Origin of the sequence: Burkholderia sp. IT-111MI5 (assembly GCF_949752865.1) — a bacterium.
Classification (GTDB): domain Bacteria; phylum Pseudomonadota; class Gammaproteobacteria; order Burkholderiales; family Burkholderiaceae; genus Burkholderia; species Burkholderia pyrrocinia_C.
Window position 1 is genome coordinate 40,880 of the sequence record NZ_CATKIF010000008.1, and the last position, 23,248, is coordinate 64,127.

The 23,248-nt window shown below is 63.5% G+C and carries 17 protein-coding genes and 1 tRNA gene; 6 read left to right on the forward strand and 12 right to left on the reverse strand.

The window, feature by feature from the left end:
• Positions 1-158: 158 nt before the first annotated feature.
• Positions 159-2,246: a UvrD-helicase domain-containing protein gene (locus ACM6JT_RS06645; RefSeq protein WP_105390403.1), complete on the forward strand. Its 2,088-nt coding sequence runs from the start codon at positions 159-161 to the stop codon at positions 2,244-2,246.
• Positions 2,247-2,346: 100 nt separating this feature from the next.
• Here ACM6JT_RS06645 and ACM6JT_RS06650 read toward each other — a convergent pair whose 3' ends face one another.
• Positions 2,347-3,240, reverse strand: coding sequence for a c-type cytochrome (locus ACM6JT_RS06650; protein ID WP_034183876.1), 894 nt, complete (start codon positions 3,238-3,240; stop codon positions 2,347-2,349).
• Between the two features lie 252 nt (positions 3,241-3,492).
• Here ACM6JT_RS06650 and ACM6JT_RS06655 point away from each other — a divergent pair.
• A tRNA-Arg gene (locus ACM6JT_RS06655) sits at positions 3,493-3,568 on the forward strand.
• A 623-nt stretch (positions 3,569-4,191) separates the two neighbouring features.
• Here the strand turns inward: ACM6JT_RS06655 and ACM6JT_RS06660 are convergent.
• The 4 genes from ACM6JT_RS06660 to ACM6JT_RS06675 all read right to left on the reverse strand — a co-directional run bounded on the left by ACM6JT_RS06660 (position 4,192) and on the right by ACM6JT_RS06675 (position 9,204).
• Entirely contained in the window at positions 4,192-4,647 is a 456-nt protein-coding gene (locus ACM6JT_RS06660) for a hypothetical protein (RefSeq protein WP_414856140.1), read from the reverse strand.
• Between the two features lie 950 nt (positions 4,648-5,597).
• Positions 5,598-7,457, reverse strand: a complete 1,860-nt coding sequence (locus ACM6JT_RS06665) for a S8 family peptidase (protein ID WP_414856141.1) — start codon at positions 7,455-7,457, stop codon at positions 5,598-5,600.
• 87 nt (positions 7,458-7,544) lie between these two features.
• Positions 7,545-8,135, reverse strand: coding sequence for a hypothetical protein (locus tag ACM6JT_RS06670; RefSeq protein ID WP_414856142.1), 591 nt, complete (start codon positions 8,133-8,135; stop codon positions 7,545-7,547).
• A 61-nt stretch (positions 8,136-8,196) separates the two neighbouring features.
• A complete protein-coding gene (locus ACM6JT_RS06675; RefSeq protein ID WP_414856143.1) occupies positions 8,197-9,204 on the reverse strand; it encodes an AAA family ATPase in 1,008 nt (335 codons plus the stop codon).
• 817 nt (positions 9,205-10,021) lie between these two features.
• Here ACM6JT_RS06675 and ACM6JT_RS06680 point away from each other — a divergent pair.
• From ACM6JT_RS06680 to ACM6JT_RS06695, 4 genes are all read left to right on the forward strand, one after another.
• Positions 10,022-11,593, forward strand: coding sequence for a TIGR04222 domain-containing membrane protein (locus ACM6JT_RS06680; RefSeq protein WP_414856144.1), 1,572 nt, complete (start codon positions 10,022-10,024; stop codon positions 11,591-11,593).
• Between the two features lie 347 nt (positions 11,594-11,940).
• Positions 11,941-12,684 (forward strand): acetyltransferase, encoded by a 744-nt coding sequence (locus ACM6JT_RS06685; RefSeq protein ID WP_034183878.1) that lies wholly within the window; start codon positions 11,941-11,943, stop codon positions 12,682-12,684.
• Between the two features lie 36 nt (positions 12,685-12,720).
• Positions 12,721-14,670, forward strand: coding sequence for a tetratricopeptide repeat protein (locus ACM6JT_RS06690; RefSeq protein WP_414856145.1), 1,950 nt, complete (start codon positions 12,721-12,723; stop codon positions 14,668-14,670).
• 189 nt (positions 14,671-14,859) lie between these two features.
• Positions 14,860-15,642 carry an FkbM family methyltransferase gene (locus ACM6JT_RS06695; protein WP_081938583.1) on the forward strand — a complete coding sequence of 261 codons (783 nt, stop codon included), beginning with the start codon at positions 14,860-14,862 and terminating at the stop codon, positions 15,640-15,642.
• A 31-nt stretch (positions 15,643-15,673) separates the two neighbouring features.
• Here ACM6JT_RS06695 and ACM6JT_RS06700 read toward each other — a convergent pair whose 3' ends face one another.
• The 7 genes from ACM6JT_RS06700 to ACM6JT_RS06730 form a co-directional block, all read right to left on the reverse strand.
• Positions 15,674-16,378 carry a phytanoyl-CoA dioxygenase family protein gene (locus tag ACM6JT_RS06700; RefSeq protein ID WP_243565088.1) on the reverse strand — a complete coding sequence of 235 codons (705 nt, stop codon included), beginning with the start codon at positions 16,376-16,378 and terminating at the stop codon, positions 15,674-15,676.
• A complete protein-coding gene (locus ACM6JT_RS06705; RefSeq protein WP_414856146.1) occupies positions 16,369-17,346 on the reverse strand; it encodes a hypothetical protein in 978 nt (325 codons plus the stop codon). Before ACM6JT_RS06705 ends, ACM6JT_RS06700 begins: the two co-directional genes overlap by 10 nt.
• An 8-nt stretch (positions 17,347-17,354) precedes the next feature.
• Positions 17,355-18,014 carry an acetyltransferase gene (locus ACM6JT_RS06710; protein WP_034183883.1) on the reverse strand — a complete coding sequence of 220 codons (660 nt, stop codon included), beginning with the start codon at positions 18,012-18,014 and terminating at the stop codon, positions 17,355-17,357.
• Complete coding sequence (locus ACM6JT_RS06715) at positions 18,014-18,649, reverse strand: class I SAM-dependent methyltransferase (RefSeq protein WP_175748224.1); 636 nt, start codon at positions 18,647-18,649, stop codon at positions 18,014-18,016. The genes ACM6JT_RS06710 and ACM6JT_RS06715 overlap by 1 nt, the downstream gene beginning before the upstream one ends.
• A complete protein-coding gene (locus ACM6JT_RS06720; protein WP_244099561.1) occupies positions 18,646-19,356 on the reverse strand; it encodes a WbqC family protein in 711 nt (236 codons plus the stop codon). Before ACM6JT_RS06720 ends, ACM6JT_RS06715 begins: the two co-directional genes overlap by 4 nt.
• Positions 19,346-20,476, reverse strand: a complete 1,131-nt coding sequence (locus tag ACM6JT_RS06725) for a DegT/DnrJ/EryC1/StrS family aminotransferase (RefSeq protein ID WP_051983812.1) — start codon at positions 20,474-20,476, stop codon at positions 19,346-19,348. Before ACM6JT_RS06725 ends, ACM6JT_RS06720 begins: the two co-directional genes overlap by 11 nt.
• A 189-nt stretch (positions 20,477-20,665) precedes the next feature.
• Positions 20,666-23,020: a tetratricopeptide repeat protein gene (locus tag ACM6JT_RS06730; protein WP_407971035.1), complete on the reverse strand. Its 2,355-nt coding sequence runs from the start codon at positions 23,018-23,020 to the stop codon at positions 20,666-20,668.
• Positions 23,021-23,248: the final 228 nt, after the last annotated feature.

The following is a 23,248-nucleotide window of genomic DNA, read 5'->3' on the forward strand; positions in this document are numbered from 1 at the left end:
CGATCCGCCCGCACGGCCCCGTCCGGTGGCGCTCCCGAAATACGCGCCGCCGACGTGTTAACATGCGCGTCCTGCCCGCGTGTCCGCCTGCTTCGCCAGCCTGCCGCGCACGGCATCCTCCCGGCGTTCCGCCGTCAACCGCAACACCATCCGCCATCATGTCCGCAGGCCTCAATTCCGCCCAGAACGAAGCGGTGCGCTACCTCGACGGTCCCTGTCTCGTGCTCGCCGGCGCGGGCAGCGGCAAGACCCGCGTGATCACGCAGAAGATCGCGCACCTGATCGAAGCGAAAGGCTTCGAGCCGCGCCACATCGCCGCCGTCACGTTCACGAACAAGGCGGCCGCCGAAATGCGCGAGCGCGTGGGGAAGCTGCTCGAGGGCAAGACGCTCACCACGCCCGGCAAGGAAGGCCGCAAGGTGCCCGTCAACCAGCTCACCGTCTGCACGTTCCATTCGCTCGGCGTGCAGATCCTGCGTCAGGAGGCCGAGCACGTCGGCCTGAAGCCGCAGTTCTCGATCATGGATTCGGACGACTGCTTCGGGATGATCCAGGAGCAGCTCGGCACGACCGACAAGGGGCTGATCCGCAAGATCCAGAGCATCATCTCGCTGTGGAAGAACGGCCTGATCATGCCCGACGAGGCGATGGCGATCGCGGCCAACGAGGACGAGCACCAGGCCGCGCTGGTCTACCGCAACTACGTCGCGACGCTGCATGCGTACCAGGCGGTCGACTTCGACGACCTGATCCGCCTGCCCGCCGAGCTGTTCGCGAAGAACGAGCAGGTGCGCGACCGCTGGCAGAACAAGCTGCGCTACCTGCTGATCGACGAGTACCAGGACACCAACGCGTGCCAGTACGAGCTGCTGAAGCTGCTCGCCGGCCCGCGTGCCGCGTTCACGGCGGTCGGCGACGACGACCAGGCGATCTACGGCTGGCGTGGCGCGACGCTCGAGAACCTCGCGCAGCTCGGCAAGGATTTCCCGAAGCTGCACCTGGTCAAGCTCGAGCAGAACTACCGGTCGACGGTGCGGATCCTGACCGCCGCGAACAACGTGATCGCGAACAACCCGAAGCTGTTCGAGAAGAAGCTGTGGTCCGAGCACGGGATGGGCGATTCGATCACCGTCACGCCGTGCAACGACGAGGAGCACGAGGCCGAATCGGTCGTGTTCCGGCTGTCCGCGCACAAGTTCGAGCGGCGCGCGCAGTTCCGCGACTACGCGATCCTGTATCGCGGCAACTTCCAGGCGCGGATCTTCGAGCAGGTGCTGCGGCGCGAGCGGATCCCATACGTGCTGTCCGGCGGCCAGTCGTTCTTCGACAAGGCCGAGATCAAGGACCTGTGCGCGTACCTGCGGCTGATCGCGAACGCCGACGACGATCCCGCGTTCATCCGCGCGGTCACGACGCCGCGCCGCGGGATCGGCAACACGACGCTCGAGGCGCTCGGCTCGTTCGCTGGGCAGGCGAAGGTGTCGCTGTTCGAGGCCGTGTACATGGGCGGCATCGAGGCGCGGCTGTCCGCGCGCCAGGTCGAGCCGCTCAGGATGTTCTGCGACTTCATCCAGCGCCTGACCGAGCGCGCGGACAAGGAGCCCGCGACCGTCGTGCTCGACGACATGATGGAGGCGATCCACTACGAGGCGTACCTGTACGACGCGTTCGACGAGCGCCAGGCGCAGTCGAAATGGCAGAACGTCCTCGAATTCCTCGAATGGCTGAAGCGCAAGGGCACGAAGCCCGAGACGGAAGCCGTCGACGGCGAGGCGGAAGGCTTCCACAACGCGGACGGGCTCGCCGATACGGGCAAGAACCTGCTCGGCCTGATCCAGACCGTCGCGCTGATGTCGATGCTCGAGGGCAAGGACGAGGATCCGGATGCCGTGCGGCTGTCGACCGTCCATGCGTCGAAGGGGCTCGAGTATCCGCACGTGTTCCTGGTCGGCGTCGAGGAGGGCATCATGCCGCACCGCGGCGGCAGCGAGGACGACGGCCCGATCGACAGCGAGCGGATCGAGGAAGAGCGCCGGCTGATGTACGTCGCGATCACGCGCGCGCAGCGCAGCCTGCACCTGAACTGGTGCAAGAAGCGCAAGCGGGCGCGCGAGACGGTCGTGTGCGAGCCGTCGCGCTTCATCCCCGAGATGGGCCTCGACGAAGCGCCGCCGCCCACGCCGGAAGAAGCGCCGATGTCGCCGAAGGATCGGCTCGCGAGCCTGAAGGCGTTGCTGCAGAAGTGATGCGGCGGCGCCGTCGGGCACACGGCGGCCCGGCGGCCCGGCAAAACAAAACCCCCGCGATGCGTGTGCTTCGCGGGGGTTTTTTACGGGTGGGCCGGCGTTACTTCGACGCGTTGACCATGTAGTCGACGGCTGCCTTCACGTCGGCGTCCGACGCGGTCGATCCGCCCTTCGGTGGCATCGCACCCTTGCCGTGCAGCGCGTAGTTGTAGACCGTATCCATCGATTCCTTCAGGCGCGGCGCCCAGTCTTCCTTGCTGCCGAACTTCGGCGCGCCGAGCACGCCGGCCGCGTGGCAGGCCTGGCAGGTCGACGTGTACAGCGCCTTGCCGGCGGTTGCCGCATCGGCGCTGGCCGGAGCGGCCGCGGGCTGTTCGCCGGCCTTCGGGATCGCGGCCATCGCGGCCTGCGCCGCGGCGATCTGCGCGCTCGCGGCGTCGGCCGCGCCCGACGCGCCTGCCGCGCCGCTGGCGGGCTGCGCCGCGTTGGCGGCCGGCGCGGCCGGTTCGGGGAAGTTCGCGCCGTCGTTGTTCGCCATGTAGACGATCGCACGGGCGATTTCATAGTCGCTGACGTCGTCGGGGCTCGTGCCGCCGCGCGGCGGCATCGCGCCCTTGCCAGCGAGGGCCGTCTTGAGCAGCGTGTCGAAGCCTTGCGAGATGCGCGGCGCCCAGTCGTCCTTGTTGCCGAACTTCGGCGCGCCGGCGGCGCCCGTGCCGTGGCAGGTCACGCAGACGGCCTTGTAGACTGCCTCGCCGGTCTTGTACGTGCGGGGCGCGTTGGCGTCCTTCACGTCGACCTGCGCGAGCGGCTTGATACGTGCGGCGACCTGCTCGTCGGACAGCGCGTCCGTGCCGGCGCCGGAACGGAACGCATGGTTCGCATAGGTGGCGAACAGGATGATCAGGACGATCGGGATCGCGAACGACGCGATGATGACGGCAACCAACTGCCCGGGGGTTTTGACGGGAGATTCGTGGGGTGCTTCGCTCATGCTTGCCTCGTCTCCATGAATAGGAATTGTGAGCGCGGTGCAACGGCAAAATGGCAGTCCAATGAAGCACGGACGATTATAGACGGAACGTTTACATCACGGCGAGCGGCGCGATGGCGCGTGTTTACCCGCACGCAGCGCGGCCCGGCGGCGATTCGGCAGGCAAGGTGGACGCGTCATGGGAAACCGGGTATCCTTGCCGTCTTGCCAATTGTGGGCGGCCTGTATATCGGGGTCGTTTCACTGTCACACGCGCCCGTAGCTCAATGGATAGAGTACTGCCCTCCGAAGGCAGGGGTTGCTGGTTCGATCCCAGCCGGGCGCGCCAAAACATGCCTGTTCAGGCTCTCGTCGGTTTCGCTGCGGCGTTACCCTACAAATGTCGTAAAACGACAGCTGTAGGTAGCACGCGCCGTCCCAAAAAGTCCGTTTTTAGACTTTTTCGTCTGATAGTCCACCGTTCGTAGGCTCAAGCGGGGTGAGCCAGCAGATTCGCCGGCCTCGCGCAAGCGCCGTTCCCGTCTCCGCGTGAGACTTGCGCTGCGCTCGTTGCACGTCTCGGCGTCTTCCCAACGTTTTGACCTTACCGCGCATTTGCTCGACGACGCGCCTCCGCGCAGGATAGATCCGGCTTCTATAAGCGCTCGGTGCTCCTCCAGATACACACATTCAGCGTGACGCTGCGAACGCTGGCCGAGTGGGCATCGAACCACTCTCCTTTCATGCCGAAGGCGCAATCCGAAGACGTGTGCGTGTTAGCCAAGCATGTGGTCGTGCGAACTATTCAGTATTTCGTCTAGCCCCATTGCGACGGGCTGCTCGGGCGCCGGACCAGGCCTCGGCTACCAAGAGCCAGAGTACGCGTCTCCCCCGGAGCGCGGCGGAATTTGCATCTCATTCGCAATGTTCAATACGCTCGACGACGTTGACCTGGCTGATCGCTGCGAGCCATCAGTTGTAGTAGTTGACGAGCTGCACGAAACCATTGGGGAGTCGACGGACGCCGAGGTCGTGACCGACCACCTGGCTTAATGCGAAACCACCAAACTGAACGCCCCCACCAAAAGTGACGCCAGGACCCATACGCACGCCGTTTATGTCGACGGGTACCTTGGGCGAGAGGCTACCGTCTGCGGTAATCGTAAATATGTCGTCGAAGTGAACACGCATCAGGCCGCCAGCGTCAGGCGTGGAGTTCTGCTGTTGCTGGTTTGCCTGTTCGGCTTGGACGGGTTCATTGACAGTGGGCGCGGCAGGCTGAGGCTGCTTCTCGTTTGTCGTTGCCGAAGCTTGGACGGCAGACTCGGATGCCGCGCTGTCGTTCGCCGTATCGTCTTTGTTGCTGCAGGCTGCAATCATCGCGGCCGCAACAAGCGAGATGGCCAGCATCAATTGTCGAATTTGCATCCCGGAAATATCCAGTTGACTTGTTATGGAGATACCGGCATAACGGCCCGAGATGCAGGAATCTTTAGCGCATCTCTGGTGAAATCCGTGGTCGCACAAGAAAATGCGTTGTTAGCTCTATCGAACTGTGTTGACGCCTATGTCTTGCTGCAGGCTTAAGTTGAAGCTGCGGTCGAGCCGGCCGCGTTCGTCCAACCAATCCCACACGACGGTAGCAGCCACGTCGTAGTCCGCGAGACACGGCAGCGTGCGGTGCGTCCTTGGAGATTGGGTGCCGGTCCACCCGTCGAATGTGGGCGATTTGAACGCCGATTGAAGTAGACCAATCAGAACGGAATGGAGGAGGAAGCTTCCGGCGGGCAATCCGCCTTAACCCATTTCGCTACCCACTTGTCGGTCGGCGTCAACGCCGAGTTCTGCAGCAGTTGATTGAGGAAATGTTCCTTCTCGTCGTTTGCCAACACCGATAGTGCATAGATATATGCTCGCCGGTCCTAAGACGCACTCGACAACACCTTCGTCTTGCCCGCTTTCGCCCACGCCACGTTGCCCGTCGTGACCGTGCCAAGTGCTTGAGAAGCGATTCGTCCGCGGTACACAAAGTCGCGCAGGACCTTGTCTTCCAAAAATACGGCTCGCTGGCTGAATAACCATTCCATCCAGACCCGGACGCATTGCTTATCGAACATACCCGATACACAGGTGTTCCGCACAACGCTCAGTAGATCTCGGTGGTCCCAAGGAGGCAATGCTGCGAGGTACAGTACGACATCGTTTGCGGCAGGAGCGAAAAAGTCCATGTTCGACAACAAGAAGGGCGCAACCTCAGGGATGCGTCCAGCTTTCGCGCGGCGAATGATTGCGCGGATAACGGAGTGTTTGCTCCTTCGGTCGCACGAAACGTTGCAAGCGCGGCCCGAAGGATTGCTGGCCGATAGTCACCCGTCGCATCACAACTCACTGTCATCGATGTCGACGTCAATTTCGACTTCCTGCTCGATAATTGTCGCGATTGGCGTATAGATGTCTGCGTCGATATCTTCGCTGACATGAAGCGAGATGAGCAGCGCATACCGTGCCGTTTCATCCCACTGTCGCAGTTCCTTCCAGTCCTTCCACCATCCACCGACCGGGAAGACTGCAATTTGCGCTTTGGCAGCGAGCTGAGCCGCGGTACCGGTCCAGACATCCGAATGCAAGGAACCGCGGGCGCGAAGTTGTGCACCATATCGCCATTGATTCTTATCGGGGTCCCCGTAATCGGCGTCTTCATCTTCGTCGCGCTCAAGCTTGTTGATTCTGCGCATGAAATGGTGTTCCTCTTCGGATGCACCCTTCACAGCGAAGCGTAGAGCGTAGGACTGGTAGCGAAATTTGCTTTGCCAGCCTCGAGAACTCGGATTCGGCTCGACGAAATACGAAAGCGTTACGCGCATCTCAACTTGAGCGCCGCCCAAGCTCTCAAGTTCTTCAGTCGGCCAAGGGAGGTCGTGGAGCTGCATCTCACCGAGGACAATGCCGCCGGCGTCGCTCTTTCGATAAGGATTGAATTCCCGCTGAACAACTAGCGTGGGGCGGTGGGCAGTCGAATACTCAGACTGCTCGTGCTTCACAAGGCCGTATCCGTAAGTGCGCAAGAGCTCTTCTTTCTCTTTTCGCCGAGCGGACTCAGGTAGGGTAGCGAACATTGCATCGGTGTATTCCGCACCGTGAACAATAAGAGCTCGAATCGTCTCCGGCCAGTAGTCGGGGTAGCGCGCCTGTAGATGAGCACAAACGCGGGCAACTGCTGCTGCAGCGCCGCTTGTGTCGCCCGACGCGCTGAGCAACTCGCCTGTAGCATCATTCGAGGTCGTCAGAACGCGTAGCGATTCGGGGCCTACGGTCGGATGGAGGCCTCCGTCCATTGAGCCGTTGCCACCTTCCGCCACTACGTCAGGTTTAAACGGCCACTGGGACTTTGCCCACAGGATTGACGTGGTGGACGCCGGGGAGAGCTCGCCTTTTTTCGCAATTGGCTCGAGATTTCGGTGCTTGCGCTTATCTATATGTGTGAGATTGGTCGCGGCGCCGACTGTGAGTGCATTCCACGACTGTCCGGGGTTTTGAACGGGGCTTTTATAATTTGCGCGAGGGTACTCGACCCAGTCCCCCCATTGCACATTCCCGGCCGACAAGACGAATAGTCTTGGAATCCACGGTGTGTCATCGGGCTCGTCGTCAATCGACGTAATATCGATTGGTGGTTTTCCGAAGGCCAGTTGGTCAATGGACGCCGACCATTCCGACGGGTTTCCTTCCAGGTGTCCGACCGACGTTGTCATCATCGCGAACAGACGATTTCGGTCTGGTTTATCAACCTCGACGCGACTGATAGCTTCAGTCGTCACGGCGCCCCATAAGTGGGGGGGAGTCGCCCCTCGGGGAGGGAGGATTTTTACTGATTCGAGGCGGTGCGGAAGCTCGATTTCATCGTCCGAGTTCAACGCCGCAGTAAGGTCGCCATAGAGAGCGATGCCTGCCATCTCGCTACCGTGCCCGTCATGGTCGTGTTTTCCCCATGTCGGGTCGTAAGCGTGACTATCGCTGTCATTCAGCGCTGGCTCGAGCAGAGGGTGGCCGAGATTTACGCCCGTATCCAAAATGCATACGTGCGGCTCATCTCCGACGATATAAGTAGTCCGCCCGAGGAGGTCATCGACCCATTCAGCCTGGTCGACTGGAGTGAGGTCGCTAAGATAGAACTCTGCGTTAGGCTCGACAAACCTGATTTCTGCGACCAGGTCGAGCAGCTCCGCCGTTAGCTCCAATTCGCTACGCGCCCCATACGCTGCGACCACGATGCGGCCAGGGAATCGTACAAATCCTGGCTCTACTTCGATGCCGAGCCGCTCGGCCTAAACTGTAAAATCCGCGACAAGGTCCTGGATTTCACCAGAAGTGTGGCGTAGCCAAATCTGAAACCAATGAGACTCGTCGTCCTCGGGCGGTTTTGCCGTATCGCTCCACAGCTCGGAGAACGCCGCGCGTCGGATGTTTTCGATGGCGTTTACAAGCGACGCGTGCTTTGGGCCGGTTCCTTGAGGATTGTTCTCCCGCAGGTACTCGGTAGCGCGACTCACGAAAGCTGAAAGCTTGCCATCAGGGACGTGGAGCACCGCAACCTCACGGTCTCTGTGCTCGTGCACAGCCAGTAGCTCAATACGTTCGCGTTTCCACTCAACTTTCGTGTAGTCGTAGACGCCACGTGGTTTGAATTCGACCGCGATGGTCATCCCTCTCCGCTCCGGGAGGCCTAGTTCGGCTCGCGTTTGTTCTAGGTCAGCGATGCTGTTTGTCAGCGCTCGAAGCTGGCCCAAAAGCCGGCGCGCGTGTGCGCCACGGTCTCTTTGCGGTGCTTTCTCGCGATGAACTGACAGCGGTGAACGGAATTCAGTTGTGGTCACGTGCCCGTCAATGGACAGGTGACTCTTGAGTTCGTCTGCCATGCTCTCACGCTCTAGATTTAATTCTATTAGCTTGTGAGTCTACAGCAGTTTTTACCGAAGTTTACGACCGCAAGTTGCGTCCGTGAGTACGTTCTTCCAAGTGGCGAGCGACGCTTTGCTGGCTAACGACTCTGCCCCCCTCCATGATGGCGTCTTTGAGGGCGTCAACACACGCTTTCACGATATCGGCATGCGATTCGCCTCGGCCGATTCGCGCTAGAGCCCCAAAGTCAATTTCGGGCGCGGCAAATGTGCCAAGGCTATTCCTGAGCAGAGCTTCAATCTGGCGCTCGTCCGGCGCGTCGTACTTGATGACATCGTCAAAGCGTCGGAAAAGCGCTGTGTCGAGGTCTTTGCCGTGGTTCGTCGCGGCAATGAGCAGGCTCTCTGACGTGTCCTGCTCAATCAATTGCAAGAACATGTTGAGCGTGCGCCGCATTTCTGCAACATCGTGTTGACTACCTCGCTGCAAGCCCAATGAGTCGAACTCATCGAAGAAATAGACTCCACGGGTCGACTTCAATGCTTCGAACACCAGTCGAAGCTTGGTGGCGCTTTCGCCCATGAATTTTGTAATCAGGCTGTCGAAACGAGCTGTGAATAGCGGAAGCCGCAGTTCGCCTGCAAGCGCGGCGGCAGTCATTGTCTTCCCGGTTCCAGGTGGCCCAACGAGCAGTAGTTTACGTCGAGGGCTCAGGCCATGAACGCGAAGCTGCTCGTGATGACGCTGCTCGCGCAAAACCCGGTCAAGATTCCCACGAACTGAATCCGACAGAACCATGTGCTGCAGATGCTCGTGCGGGTACTGCACCGTCAGCAATTCGGAAAGCTCCCCCTTCGGTTGAGCCAATGGAGTCGGACGTTGCACTCCCTTGCTCCGCACCGAGGACAGACCGGGCTTCTTTCCCGCCTTCGCAGCATCGACGAGGTCGCGCAGTTCTGCTGCCAACTTTGTGTGGCCGCGATGAGCCTCGTCTGCAGCCATCTGCATAGCAACCGCGTAGAAATGCTCGTGGTTATCACCAGCATATGCGCGCAGTAGTGCTTTCACTTGGTCAGAACGGGCCATTGGAACCTCAAAAGTCTCGAAACGAAGTATAGACTTCACACGGTCGGAATATTGCTATCATAGCAATATGATTGTGACTACAGCATTTTGATGCAAATGTTCCTACCTCGAAGCCAAGGCGAACTGCTGCGATGGGCGCGCGGCGACAGCACTCAAGCCGAGTTCGCGAGCGTGACAGGCGTCCACAAATCAACCCTTTCTCGGTACGAGTCCGAAAAGCTTGGGGCACCAACACACCTCCTGAACTTCTGCCTTGCGCGCCTCGCCGATTATGTAAGTGACCACCCACATACTGAGACGGGGCTTGAAGGCGCGCTGGACAATGCGAGACGGACTGTAGTGTTGCTCGAAGGACTGGCTCAGAAATAGCATCGATACTGTATATATATACAGTATCGATGCTATTTCTGCCATTATTGTTTTCGATGCCGTATAAGAAGGCCTGCCTATATGGGAAATGGCCGCAAGACTATTCGGCCGAAGCGTTCGAATAGCCGACAGTTGGAGGTAGGGGGGCGGCGTGACCCGATCGCGAAACGGCCGAAAGCAAGGTGCTCGGAGCTTGTGTTGTGACTGTAGCAACTGCAGTGAAATCGCAGCCAGCTGGCTGGCCATCGTCGCTTTGCGGTGTCGTGATCTTCAATCGGCTGAGTCTGTGCTTGCCGGGCGCCTCCCTTCCGGGGCCTGTCGCATTGCACGGCGTCGGGCAGAACCGGCGGACCGGCGTCGCACTGCTGCACCGTTATGCGAGAATCGCCCGCAACGACAACTCCAAGCGTCGATCGCGGCTGCCGTCCGCGCATCGCGCCGACTCCCGATGGCTGCCATCCCGCCTCCCTCGACCGCAGTCGATGCCCGCGCGCTGACCGATGCGCAGCAGGCGCTGCTCGCGCGCCTACAAGCCTATTCCCCCGACGACCCCAACGCGCCGCTGCCGTACAGCCGGCGCCTTGCCGAGGCCGAAGGCTGGTCGCAGGCGCACGCGCTGGCCGTGATCGACGAATACAAGCGCTTCGCGTTTCTCGCTCAGGCGGCCGGGCACCCGGTCACGCCGTCGGTTGCGGTCGATGCCGCGTGGCATTTCCACCTGCAATACACGCTCGAATACTGGGACGTCTTCTGCGCCGGCGTGCTGCGCGCGCGGCTGCATCACATGCCCGGCACGGGCGCGCCGGACGAAGCCGCCGTGTACGCGCAGCGCTATCGCGACACGCTCGACAGCTATCGACGGCTGTTCGGCTGCGAGCCGCCGGAGTCGATCTGGCCACCTGCGGACCTGCATGCCGCGCCCGGATCGCCGCAGCCGGACCTGCCGGCCGCGGACGAGCCGGTCGAACCGGATTCGCCGGCCGCCCCGCCGGCCGGCAGGACCTGGCGCAACCGGCTGCCGAAGCTCGTGTGGCCGGCGGCCGCCGCGAGTGTCGCCGCGACCTGCGCGTCGGCGCAGGACTTCGACGTGCTGGACTACACAGGGCCGCAGTTTCTCGCGTTCTACGTGCCGGCGTGCGTGGTCGCGTTGCTGCTGATCGTGGGCCTGCAACAGATCGAGTATCGCTGCCGGCGCTGGGGCGCGCGCGCTCGCGAAGCACCGTCGAACCTGACGGTCGAGGAAGTCGCGTATCTCGCCGGAGACGAATCGAGGGTCGTGCAAGTCGCAACGCTGTCGCTCATCCAGGCGGGCGCGATCGACCTGAGGATGGCGGGGCGACTGGGCGCGCGCGTGCAGAGCATCGACGTGAGGCGCGCCGGCGCATATGCGGACGAATGCTACTGGCTGGACGGGCAACCGGGCCGGGAAGCCAGCTTCGGCGCGTTCCGGCAGCTGCTGGCGCGTCGGTTCTCCGAATTCGCGGATTCGTTGCGCAACTGCGGCTGGTTTTGGGCGCCCGGCGAGATGCGGGCGGCGCGCGTGGCCGCGCGCACGATTGCGCTGCTGGTGCTCGGCACGGGCGCGGCGAAACTGGCGGTCGGGCTGAGTCGAGGGCGGCCGGTCCTGTTGCTCGTCATCTGCATGGCGGCGTTCGCGATCGCATACTGCTTCGTCGCGCGGCGCCTGACCGGATTCGGGCGCGGCGGCCTGACGGTGGGTGGGAAGGCGTCGCTTGACGCATACCGGAGCGCACGCCGCGGCGAGTCCGATTCGCCGGACGAGTCGCTCTGGGCTGCCGCGCTGTTTGGTGCGGGAGCGTTGGCCGGCACCGCGTGGGCCGTGCATTCGAGTGCGCTGATGGAGCCGCCGCCGTTGATGCGGGCCACGATGGCGGCGCGTACGGGCGGTTCGGATTCGTCCGGCAGCAGCGGCTCGTCGTCGAGCTGCGGTTCGTCGAGTTCGTGCAGTTCCAGCTCATGCAGTTCGAGCAGTTGCGGCGGGTGCTCGTCGAGCAACTGAGCGCGAATGGTGCGGCGCGTGTGGGTGAGGGCGGGTTGGTCGGATCGAGGCGACGCCGCTGCGGATGTCGACGCCGGGACGCCGTGATGGAACAGCGGGCGCCTGCCGCCTGCCGCCGAAGGCAAGTCCATTTCGATGCCGGCCCTATCCTGGCCGCTGACTCGGGATCAGACCAGCCTCATCGACAGAACAGAAGTCAGAACGCCGTTCTTATTCGTTGTCGGTTGTTGTCGCGTGCTTCCTATACTGCATCGTCCATGATCGCGGCCGATGTGCCGCGTCGTTTCCCCGTTCCTGCCAGGCGGCCCAGGCATCGAGCCGCGGCGCCGGCACACTTGCGATCGCGAATGAACGTTACGACCTCCGACGACTGTATTGGCGTGTTGCCCGACCATCCGTGGGCGAAGCATTTCATTGTGCTGGGCTACCGGGATGGTGCCGTTTCGTCTATTCCAAACAATTTCTTCCGCGACTGGCTCGACGAAGAGGCGCAGGTCGGCACCTTTCATATCGGCCGTTGCTCGGGGCTTGGTGTGGGCTCGATCGTGAAGTACGACCAAGGCCATCAGAAACTCGTGATCGGCAAGAACGTGGCCGGCGGAATGCGCCTGCGTTTCCTGCTGAACGGTCAGCACGAGATGCGCACCATTTCCACGAGCATGTTCAGCATTTACGGTAACGGCCTCGTAAATGCGCCGATGCCGCAATACGCGGATACCGTGATCCACAACGACGTCTGGATCGGCGATGAAGCACTGTTCCTTGGCGGTAGCCAGATCGAGAGCGGATGCGTGATCGGCGCGCGGGCCGTCGTTCCGCCCAATTTCCGCACCGAGGCTTACGGGATCTATGCGGGTTCGCCGGCCCGTCTGGTTCGCTTCCGCTTCACGGAGAAAGTGCGCGAACAACTGCTGCAGCTCGCGTGGTGGGATATGCCGCTCGACTGGATCAAGCAGAACAACGACGCATTTCTTGTCGATCTCACCGCCGACGAAGGGCGTGCGCTCGACACCCTCGCGGCGCTCAAGGAGGCCAAGGACCGTGCTGTAAGCACGTCCGGGCACCCGGCCGCTACACCGACCGCCATCTGACCGTCCGTTCGCGATGCGGGCACATCGCCGCATGACATGATGTCTGCTTCCGACGATTCCGCGCCCGTTCAACAAGCCGCGACCCTGTGCCAGGACGGACGGTTCGCCGACGCACTGTCGCTCGTCGCGCCGCTGCTCGACGCGCCGGCGCCGGACGTTGCGGCGCTGCACGTCGCAGCCGTCTGCGCGCTCGGCCTGAACCGGCTGGCCGACGCGGAGGCCTGGTGGCGGCGGGCGATCGACGCGATGCCGGCGTTCGATCCGCCATACGACGGCCTCGACGCGCTGCTCGTGTCGCAGGGGCGGCTGCCCGAAGCCGAGGCGATCGTCCGCCGGCAGCTCGCTTCCGTCACGCCGTTGCGTGCATCTCACCATCACCGGCTCGCCAAGGTGCTCGAAGCGCTCGGCCGGCTCGATGAAGCCGAGCAGGCGTTCGGGCAGGCGCTGCTGATCGAGCCGCAGTCCGCCGACGTGCTGACCGATCTCGGCAACGTGCTGCGCGTTCTCGGCCGGCTGGCCGAGGCGGAACTCGCGTACCGGCTCGCGATTGCGGTTCGCGCCGACCACGCGCTAGCACATGCGAATCTCGGCGCGATCCTCATCGACATGCAGCGGCTGCCGGAAGCGGAAGCGGCCAGCCGGCAGACAATCGCGCTATGTCCGGACCATCCGGAAGCGCATTACAACCTCGGCATCGCGCTGCAGAATCTCGATCGCCTGCCTGAAGCGGAAGCGGCGTATCGCGATGCGATCCGCTGCCGCCCCGGCCTGCCGCAGCCGCACAACAATCTCGGCTGCGTCCTGCGCGCGCAGGGCCGCCACGACGAAGCGACGGCCGCGTTCAGCGACGCGCTCGCGCTCGCGCCGCAGATGGCCGAAGCACATTACAACCTGGGCACGACGTTCGAGCATGCCGGCCGCCACGACGACGCCGAACGCGCGTACCGCCGCGCGCTCGAGCTGCGCGCCGACTATGGCGATGCCCGTTTCGGGCTGGCGACGCTGCTGCTCGGCCTTGGCCGGTTCGAGGAAGGCTGGCGCCGCTACGAATCGCGCTACGAGCTGTCGGCGTTCGTGCATCGCCGGACGCGCGAGGTGCTGCGGTGCGCGCAGTGGCAAGGCGAGCCGCTCGCCGGCAAGACGCTGCTCGTCTGGCAGGAAGACGGCCTCGGCGACATGCTGCAGTTCAGCCGCTATTTCGCGGAATTTCGCGCGCGGCACGCGGCGCGCGTGGTCTTCGCGTGCCAGCCCGCGCTGCATCGGCTGATGGAGACGGTCGACGGCGTCGACGAAGTGCTCGATCACGATGCGGCCGCCGCGCGTGCGCGGGAATTCGACTACTGGACAAGCTTGCTGAGCGCACCGATGCACGTCGGTACGACGCTCGACACGATCCCGCCGCCGGTGCGGCTCGTGCCCGATCCCGCCCGCGTCGCGCGCTGGCGCGCGCGCCTCGATGCGCTGCCGGCCGGCCCGCGCGTCGGGCTCGTGTGGAAGGGCAACCCGAAGCATCACAACGATGCGCACCGCTCGCTGCCGTCGCTGGCTTTGCTGACGCCGTTGTGGAGCGTTTCAGGCGTGAATTTCGTGAGCCTGCAGAAGGGGCAGGGCGAGGACGAGGCGCGCGATCCGCCGGGCGGGTTGCCGCTGTTGCATCTCGGCTCGGAGATCGATGACCTCGCGGATACCGCTGCGATCGTCGCGCAGCTCGATCTCGTGGTGTGCGTCGATACGTCCACCGCGCATCTGGCCGCATCGCTCGGCAAGCGTTGCTGGGTGCTGCTGCCGAATCAGGACGTCGATTGGCGCTGGATGCACGACCGCGACGATTCGCCGTGGTATCCAGGCACGGTGCGGCTGTTTCGGCGTGGGCGCGACGAGAACTGGATTCAGGTGGCCGAGCGCGTGCGCGGGGCGTTTGCGGCGTATTTTGGAGCGAACGACGTGCCGTCTTGCGCGTTCGTGGAGACCGGTGGCAAGCGTTGAATGTCGCGACGACCGCAACGCGCCGGCCGGCCCTTCGCGCGAGCACCGGGAATTACCCGCCTTTGCCGAATCTGTTCGTCGTTTCGAATCGATCGCGCGTCGCTAGAATCAACGCGTTTTCGGGGCAACGTCCGACCGGCAGTATCGGGCACGTGTTCCCGTCATGCATGACATCGACCAAGGCCGGCCATGAATAACTGGAAGTTTGTCCCTGTTGAAAGCCTCGTGAGCGAGGAAGCGCTCGCGCGCGCGCAAGCGTTCGATCTCGATCGCCACGTCGTCGAGACGACGGTGCGCGGGCTCACGTTCCGCTGGCTCGCGCCGAGCAAGCGACTGTTGTGGATGGCGGCGGGTCTCGAATACATCGAACCGGAACTGCTGGACTGGATCGACCGGTTGCCGCCCGCATCCGTCTACTACGATTTCGGCGCGAGCAACGGGATCTTCGCGCTGTATGCCGCAAAGCGCGGCCTGAAGGTGATCGCGATCGAACCCGATCCGTCGAACTACTTCCTGCTGTCGTGGAACGCGTACCTCAACGCGCAGGACGGGCTCGACATCCAGGCGTTCAACGTGGCGGCTTCCGACCGGTTCGCGATCGACCAGCTGTACATCCGCAAGATGGAACTCGGCGCGCACGAGAAGATCGTCGGCCAGCCGTCGCTGGTGTCCGGCGAAACGTTCGCGCCGAACCACGTGCATGCGATCCAGGTCGTCCACTTCGATCGCTGGCGCGAGCAGTTCGGTCTGCCGCAGCCCGAGTACGTCAAGATCGATGTCGACGGGCACGAGGTTCCGCTCATTGACGGCGCGACACAGGGCCTGGGCGCGTGCAGGCAACTGCTGATCGAGATCGAGGACGCGAAGATGGACCTGCTCACACGCCGTCTCGGCGAGCTCGGTCTGACGATCGCGAGCAAGCATCCGGTGCAGAACTACGCGGGATTGTGGAACTGCATCTTCGTGCGCTGATCGCCGAGGCCCGCCGCAACGCGGGCCGCGCTCAGAATCCCGACAGATAGACCTGCCGGTCGACGGCGGTACGGTAGGCGCTGACGAATCCGCGATGGCTCCATTGATCGCACGAGAAATCGTCGAAGCGGCACGACAGCGACAGTTTCCAGTCGGTGATGTCGCTGGTGAGTGTCCGGTGCACGAGATAGGGCGACATGAAGAGCACGTTCCCTGCGTCGATCTCGAGGTCGCAGGCGCCGTCGATCTCCTGGTCGTCGAGCACGTAGCCGCGATCGGTCTGCTCGCCAGGCCACAGTCCGCGCCGATGGCTGCCCGGGACGATGCGCAGTCCCGGCGCTCCTTTGCGCACATCGGCGATCGACGTCCATGCGATCACGCCGCGAGAGGACGTTCCCATGCTCGGCCAGTCCTGGTGATACGGCAGCCCGTAGTTGTTGCCGATGCGATCGTTCGCCGTGTAGTGGGTGACGATCGGGCCCGTCTGCACCGGCATCGCGATGCCGAGATGGCGGTCGAGCGCGGCAGTCAGCTCGGGGGAGCAGAAGAAGCGCTTCACGTCGATATCCTCGGCGAGCAGCTTGATGATGTTGCGGTTGCGCATCGCGTCGTCGCCGAATCGCGGAATGAAATGCCGCTCGAACTTCGTCCGCACGACGTGCATCAGCGATTGCAGCGCATTGTTCGCGACGATCGCGTAACCGAGTTCCCGAAAATCGCCAGCGATCACATCCATTCCGTCTCACCCTGTATTCCGCTGCCGACCTGCGCTTGCGCGTAACCGAAGCCGGTCGCGCCGAAGCCGTCGCCGTTGTAGAACATGTACAGGCGCTCGCCGACCTGCACGACTTCGGGATACGCGACCATGAACCCGTCCCAGCCGCTCGGCGACACGTCGAGCCCCGCATCCTCGTCACATCGCCGCCAGACGATGCCGTCGGTCGATTCGGCATAGCCGATCCGGTAGCTGACCGACGAGCGCTCGCGGTAGCCGTCGTGGCTGCGCTTGCAGAACCACATCCGGTAAAGGCTGCCGTCGAAATGGACCGACGCGCGTGCCAGCCCGCCTTCGTGGTCGTCGAGGTAGTCGATCGCGACGCGGCCGCCGCGTGTCCAGTGAATGCCGTCGCGCGATTCCGCGTATTTCAGGTGATAGCGCGCCTCGGGCTTGCCGTCGACCAGCGTCCAGCCGGTGCACGACAGATACCAGTTGCGCCAGATTCCATGCTCGATCCGGACGCAGGTCGTGCCGCAGAAATACGGCTCGTCGGCCGTGCGGTCCATCACCGGCCCGTCGAACAGGCGCCGGTAGCGTCGGCCGCCGTCCTCGCTGATCGCGAGGCCCACTGCGTTGTGGTACGGAATCGTATTGCGCACGTTCCAGCCGATGTAATACAGATAGCGAACGCCGTCGTGCTCGACGACCGACGATGGCATCGTGCCGCAATCGTCGAACGCGCCCAGCGCGCCCGGCGGCAGTACCGGTTCCGGATCGATGGAGACGATTTCGGCGGGCGCGCTTGCGCGGACGGCCATGCTCGCGATCGCGCTGCGATTACCTGCGTCGCGGCTGCTGAACAACAGTTGCAGCGTATCGCTGTCGACACCCGCTACCGTCGGAATCTGCGCGTGCGATTTCGCCCAGGGAAGCCGCGCATCGGGCGCATAGATCTGCCCCTGCTTGTCCCAGTGTATGCCTGCCATGGGCTCCCCTAGATCTTCAGGTCGGTGCTGGCCATTGCAAGCTTGACGGCGGGATTGCCCTTGTACACCGACCAGGGCTCGGTCGATTTCGTGATCGCGGATGCCATCGTGACGAACGTGCCTTCGCCGATCGTCACGCCGTCGCGCAGCGTGGCGTTCACGCCGACGAAACTGTACGCGCCGATATCGCAATGACCGGACATGACGACATGCGAGGTCATCGTCACGTGATCGCCGACGCGTCCGTGATGCCCGATATGGTTGCCGCTCCACAGCACGACGTTGTTGCCGATGGTCGTGAACGGCTGCAGCGTGTTGTCTTCGAGGATGAAGCAGTTCTCGCCGATCGTGTTGTGGCAGACGGTCGCGCGCGAGCTGACATAGCTGATCAGCGAATAGCCGCGGGCCTTGAGCTCGTTGAAGATCTTTTCGCGCTCGCGGTTCATCCGCTTCGGCGACATCGGCGCGAAGAAGCTGAACTTGCCGGGCGGGTGGGACTCGACGACGTCCTCGAACGCGATCACGGGCAGGCCCTTGAACGTGCCGCTTTCCGGCAGGTACTGCCGGTTCACGCAGAACGCGGCCACCGTATGCGGCGAATCGTGCTCGAGGTAGTAGTGCGCGAGTTCCGCATAATCCTGCAGGCCGAACAGAATGACGTTTGCCATCAGTTGTGCTCCCTGTACACGTACGTCGTGTACTCGTACAGCCCGTAGTCGTGCCGCAGTACGTAGTGGCGCGACAGCTCGCGCGACAGGAAGTGCGTCAGTTGCGTGACCGGTACATGGAACAGGTCGTCGCGTTCCCAGTCGACTTCCTTCGACATCACGTTGAACGCGATGCCCTTGCGCGCCTTCGGGAACACGACGCGCAACACGCGCGAGAAATAGTCGAACATCTCGTCGTAGCCGAGCTCGCGCTTCTCGGTGAAGACGCCGTTCATCACGATGTAGTCGTATTCGCCGAGCCGGTCGGGCTCCGCGAGCACGTCGACGCACTGGTAGGCGTTGTCCGGATACTTGCGTCGGGACAAGTCGCAGAACGCCGGGGACGCATCGAGCCCGGCATAGCGCAGGCCGTCGACGCCGTGGTCCAGCATGTACTGGTACAGATGCGACGCCCCGCAGCCGAAATCGAGCAGCGTGGCGGGCGCCGAGCCGGGCTTCACCAGGTCGAGCATCACGCGATATCGCGTGTCGGCGTCCTCGGCATTGGGCCAGTCCACGCCGCGATGCGTATCGCCGTGGCGCTCGAGGCACGACTCGTAGTGACGGATGAGGGTGTTATGAAGATCGTCTTTCATGACAGCGTGGCGCCAGCCAGCAGTTGGTCGATCGACGCGTCGTCGTTGCACATCAGCACGTCGATGATCGACAGCGCGGGAACGAATGCGCCGCGAACGGGCGTGTACGGCGCGAGACCGGGTGTCAGGAACTTCAGCTGCAGGCCGGCGGCGGCGAAAGCGTGCGGGTCGTACAGTTCCTGCCCGCCGACCGGGTTCACGTAGATGTCCGCGTGCTCCTGCCGGCCGATGTCGATGATGCGCGCCTGGGCCTTCAGGTCCGCGTTCGCGTAGCGTCGCGACGTGGCGACGATGTTCGTGTCGAGCCGCAGGTGGTCGCGCAGCGTGATCAGGCCGTGCAGCAGGAAATCGGCGAGGTTGGGCGCGTCGTGCATCAGGATGCGTTCGACGACCGGAAACACGCGCGCGAAATGCGGCGAGCGTGCATAGCTCTGATGGATCGTGCGCAGGATCCGGGGCCGCCACGCCGCATCGTCCGCGACTTCGATATCGCAGATAAGCCGGTTCTGGCTCGCCTGCCGCAACGGCATGGTGATCATGTGCGGCGCGCCGTTGACGTTGATGCGGTTGCGATTGATCCAGCCGCGATTGATGAAGCTCACGTCGTCGAACACGACGAACGTGTCGACGCTGGCCATCAACTGGAAATAGCCGACGTACGGGAAGAAGTACGGCTGCATGACCGCCAGCGTGCGTTCAGCTTGCATGTTGCGTCAGGCCCGCCTCGGCCAGCACGATGTCGATGATCCGGTCCTGGTCGTGCGCGGTGAGCGCCGGGTAGATCGGCAGGCACAGCACCTGATGCGCGATTTCGCTGGCGACGGGCAGGTTCGAGCGTGCCGACGACGGCAGGCCGCGATAGGTCGGGAACTCGCTGATCAGCGGGTAGAAGTACCGGCGCGCCGCGACATTGTGCGCGCGCAGCGCATCGTAGATCGCGTCGCGCGTCACGGGGAAGTCGCGGGTGATGCGCACCGGAAAATACGAATGATTGCGGGTGCTGTGCTCGGGAACCGGGGGGAGCAGCAGGCCCGACACGTTTTTCAATGCCGCTCGATAGCGTTCATCCACGCGCGCGCGGCCGTCCGCGATCCGGTCCATGTGCTGAAGCTGCAGCAGGCCGAATGCCGCCTGTACTTCGTTCATCTTGCCGTTGATGCCGGGGCCGATCACCGTCACTTCGTCGACGAAGCCGAAGTTCTTCAGATGATCGATGCGGCGCTTCGTCTTCGCGTCGCGGCAGATGAGCGCGCCGCCCTCGAACGTGTTGAAGATCTTGGTGCCGTGAAAGCTGAGCACGGACATGTCGCCGAATTCGAGCACCGAGCGGCCGTGGCGACGCACGCCGAATGCGTGCGCGGCGTCATAGAGCACGCGCAGGCCGTAGGTGTCGGCGATCCGTTCGATCGCGTCGACGTCGCACGGGTAGCCGTAGACATGTACGGGCAGGATCGCGGTCGTCTGCGGCGTGATCGCCGCTTCGATGCGCGCGGCATCGAGATTCATGGTCACCGGATCGATATCGACGAAAACCGGGCGAATGCCGTTCCAGTGCAGCGCGTGCGTCGTTGCGACGAAGCTGAACGGCGTCGTGATGACTTCGCCGGTGATTTTCATCGCCTGCAGTGCGGTGATCAGCGCGAGCGTCGCGTTGGAAAACAGCGAAATATGCTCCACACCCAGGAATTCGCAGAGCGACCGTTCAAGCTCCGCATGGAAGCGGCCGCCGTTGGTGACGATCTTGCTCTCCCAGATCTGGTTCAGATACGGGAGGAACTCGTCCAGCGGAGGCATGTAGGGCTGTGTGACGGGTATGAGCTTGTCCATGATGCTGTCCCGAAGTCGTACGTCTCGAGCGCAAATGCGCACACCGGTGATCGTGAGAACACTCTAGCGGGTGCGACGCCCGGCTGATCGGCCGAGCAGGAGGCGGTTTGCGAGTCAATTCGCGGTAATGCCGCCGCTCGCTCGCTCGCCGGGCCGGCCGGTCGCGCCGCATGCAACCGGCCCGTGCGTTCAGCCGGCCGCTTCGTGGACGAGCATCGAGGTCGGCCGGTCGGGCAGGACCGCATCGAACGAGACCGGCGCATCGCCCGCGCACCAGCGGCGCCACATCATCCGCAACGCGACCGACAGCCCCTGCGCGACGACGTCGGGATGGAACGGCGCCGACGCGAGGCAGCGGTCGCGCAGGCCGCTGCGCAGCGTCTGCAGCATGTCGGGATCGTCGGCGAGCGCGATCGCCTTGCGGACGAACTCGTCCTTGTCGTGCGCAATGAAGGCGTCGAGATCGACCCGCTTGAGCCAGCTTGCGGAGCCGCGGGTCGGGATCGAAAACCCGGCGAGCGTCACGGTCGGCACGCCCATCCACAGCGCGTTGAGCGTCGTCGTCGAGCCGGCGTACGGGAACGTGTCGAGGCAAATGTCGACGCGATGATGCTGCTGCAGATAAACGGGGATGGTCGCGCGCGGCTGGAACGTCAGGCGCGCGGGATCGATGCCTTCGGCCGCAAACCAGCCGGCGATCGTGTCGCGATCGCGATCCTGCTCGATCGCGCCGATCACCATCCGCGCGTCGGGCTTCGCGCGCAGCACCGCGGCCCACAGCGCGATCACGTCCTGGCGCAGCTTGTTGAGCCGGTTGAAGCTGCCGTAGGTGACGTAGCCGTTGTGCAGCGCAGGCAAGCCGTTGACGGGCGGGCAGTTCGCCGGCGGCGAGTACGGCGCGAGCGCGGGCATGCGCACGATTTTCTCGACGAACTGGTCGTCCAGCTCGCCGGCCGGCGTGACGATGCTGTCACTGAGGTAGTAGTCGATCGTGCTCATGCCGGTCGTGCCCGGGTAGCCGATCCACGATGCCTGCAGCGGCGCGGGTTTGCGTGCGAGCGCGACCAGGCGGTTGCGGCCGGTGTGACCGGAGAGATCGATCAGGATATCGATGCGATCGTTGCGGATCTGTTCGGCGAGCGCGGCGTCGCCCAGCGTCGTCACGGTTTTCCACGTGGTGGCGTGCGCACGCAGTTTGGCGGTGACGTGATCGTCGATCACGAAGTTGTAGTAGAAGTGCAGCGATAGATTCGGGTCGCGGCTCAGGTGTTCGACGACGGGCAGCAAGTAGTGCGCGACCGCGTGGTTCAGCAGGTCGCCGGACACGAAGCCGATCCGCAACGCGCGCTCGGGGTCGCGAGAGTTGGCGTAATTTTTCGGCAGTACGTGTCTTTCGTGCCGTTTGCCGAATGCGCGATGTTCGTCGAGCAACATCTGCGGCGTGTTGGTGTCGTCGTGAATCAGGCTGAACAGCAGCGAACTGTGCGACACGCTGTCGTTCGGATCGATTTCGATGGTGCGCCGCAGCCAGGGAACCGCTTCCTGCGCGGCGCCCTGGTCCAGCAGCACGAAGCCGAGTGCCCCGTTGGGCGATGCCGCATGCGGCGCCAGTTCCACCGCGCGTCGGCATGCCGCGACGGCTTCCTGCTGGCGCCGCAGCCCGTGCAACGCGATGCCGAGAATCCGGTGCGCCTCCACATTCGTCGCTTGTGCGGCAATGATCAGGCGGCATTGGGTTTCCGCTTCCTGGAGCCGGGTCATGAGTCGCAGCGTATCGGCGAGCAGCGTCCGCAACAGGACGTCGCCGGGAAAGCCTTCAAGTGCGCGGTAGGCGATATCGATCATCTCGGCGTATTGCCGGTCTCTGTAAAGCGAGACCGCAAGGGCACGCAGGCACGCGGCGTCGTCCGGATATTCGGCGACGAGTCGCCGCGCGAGCGCGAGCGCTTCCGCCGACCGATTCTTGTCGAAGAGTCCGGCGTGCTTCTGCAGCTTGTGCAGCGGCGCTTTGCGCACGGGGCCGGCTGCTGCTGCCCCGTTGATGTTTTCGTGGGGCGCGTTCCGGGACGAAATATTCAGCGTGATGCCAGCCGGGCTGCCCGGGTCGGTGGCGGGTGCCGTGGGAAACGTCGCGGTGGGCATTGCCATTTGTGAGATCAGGCTGTCCAGCGCGGGGCCGTGTACGCCGCGCTGCTGTGCCATTTCGACGGCGATCCATGCGGCAGGTGCCTGGTCCGCCCGGTACAACGCGTTGATGTAGTTGACCCAGCATTGGCCATTGCCGGGATTTTCCCCGAGCGCGATCTCGAAGTGCGGAATCGCGTCGGCCGGCTGCCCGGCGTCGACCAGCAGCACCGCGAGGTTGTAGTTCGCTTCCGCGTGTCCCGGGACGGCATCGAGGATCGCGTCGTACAGCGCTTTCGCATCGTCGAATGCGCCGTCGTGATGGCGCTCGATGGCATTCTGCATGACGAGGGCGATATCTTGCTCGAACTGCTGCTCCGGGCTGAGCGTGGCGCGATCGGACGAGTCGAGTGGAAGCATGGCGGGGGACGCGGTTATTCGGTGTTTATCATTATCTGTAGCGTGCGGTCGCGCCGAACTCGCGAGATGGTGCCAAAAGCGCGGCCAATTCCATCGATTGGACCGGGACGACGCGGCTGAGCAGCGACATACCGGATGCAAAAAAAACGCCCGCACGAGGCGGGCGGAGGCGAACGAGCACGCCCTCACATCAGCGCGTAGTTCTTGTTGTCGGGTTGGCGCGCGCCG

What these genes read in the sequence shown, in the direction of transcription:
- ACM6JT_RS06710 (WP_034183883.1), bottom strand. Translation starts at nt 18,014, where the DNA reads ATGGCAAACGTCATTCTGTTCGGCCTGCAGGATTATGCGGAACTCGCG.
- ACM6JT_RS06660 (WP_414856140.1), bottom strand. Translation starts at nt 4,647, where the DNA reads ATGCAAATTCGACAATTGATGCTGGCCATCTCGCTTGTTGCGGCCGCG.
- ACM6JT_RS06720 (WP_244099561.1), bottom strand. Translation starts at nt 19,356, where the DNA reads ATGCAAGCTGAACGCACGCTGGCGGTCATGCAGCCGTACTTCTTCCCG.
- ACM6JT_RS06695 (WP_081938583.1), top strand. Translation starts at nt 14,860, where the DNA reads ATGAATAACTGGAAGTTTGTCCCTGTTGAAAGCCTCGTGAGCGAGGAA.
- ACM6JT_RS06675 (WP_414856143.1), bottom strand. Translation starts at nt 9,204, where the DNA reads ATGGCCCGTTCTGACCAAGTGAAAGCACTACTGCGCGCATATGCTGGT.
- ACM6JT_RS06650 (WP_034183876.1), bottom strand. Translation starts at nt 3,240, where the DNA reads ATGAGCGAAGCACCCCACGAATCTCCCGTCAAAACCCCCGGGCAGTTG.
- ACM6JT_RS06670 (WP_414856142.1), bottom strand. Translation starts at nt 8,135, where the DNA reads ATGGCAGACGAACTCAAGAGTCACCTGTCCATTGACGGGCACGTGACC.
- ACM6JT_RS06685 (WP_034183878.1), top strand. Translation starts at nt 11,941, where the DNA reads ATGAACGTTACGACCTCCGACGACTGTATTGGCGTGTTGCCCGACCAT.
- ACM6JT_RS06645 (WP_105390403.1), top strand. Translation starts at nt 159, where the DNA reads ATGTCCGCAGGCCTCAATTCCGCCCAGAACGAAGCGGTGCGCTACCTC.
- ACM6JT_RS06725 (WP_051983812.1), bottom strand. Translation starts at nt 20,476, where the DNA reads ATGGACAAGCTCATACCCGTCACACAGCCCTACATGCCTCCGCTGGAC.
- ACM6JT_RS06680 (WP_414856144.1), top strand. Translation starts at nt 10,022, where the DNA reads ATGGCTGCCATCCCGCCTCCCTCGACCGCAGTCGATGCCCGCGCGCTG.
- ACM6JT_RS06715 (WP_175748224.1), bottom strand. Translation starts at nt 18,649, where the DNA reads ATGAAAGACGATCTTCATAACACCCTCATCCGTCACTACGAGTCGTGC.
- ACM6JT_RS06705 (WP_414856146.1), bottom strand. Translation starts at nt 17,346, where the DNA reads ATGGCAGGCATACACTGGGACAAGCAGGGGCAGATCTATGCGCCCGAT.
- ACM6JT_RS06730 (WP_407971035.1), bottom strand. Translation starts at nt 23,020, where the DNA reads ATGCTTCCACTCGACTCGTCCGATCGCGCCACGCTCAGCCCGGAGCAG.
- ACM6JT_RS06700 (WP_243565088.1), bottom strand. Translation starts at nt 16,378, where the DNA reads ATGGATGTGATCGCTGGCGATTTTCGGGAACTCGGTTACGCGATCGTC.
- ACM6JT_RS06690 (WP_414856145.1), top strand. Translation starts at nt 12,721, where the DNA reads ATGATGTCTGCTTCCGACGATTCCGCGCCCGTTCAACAAGCCGCGACC.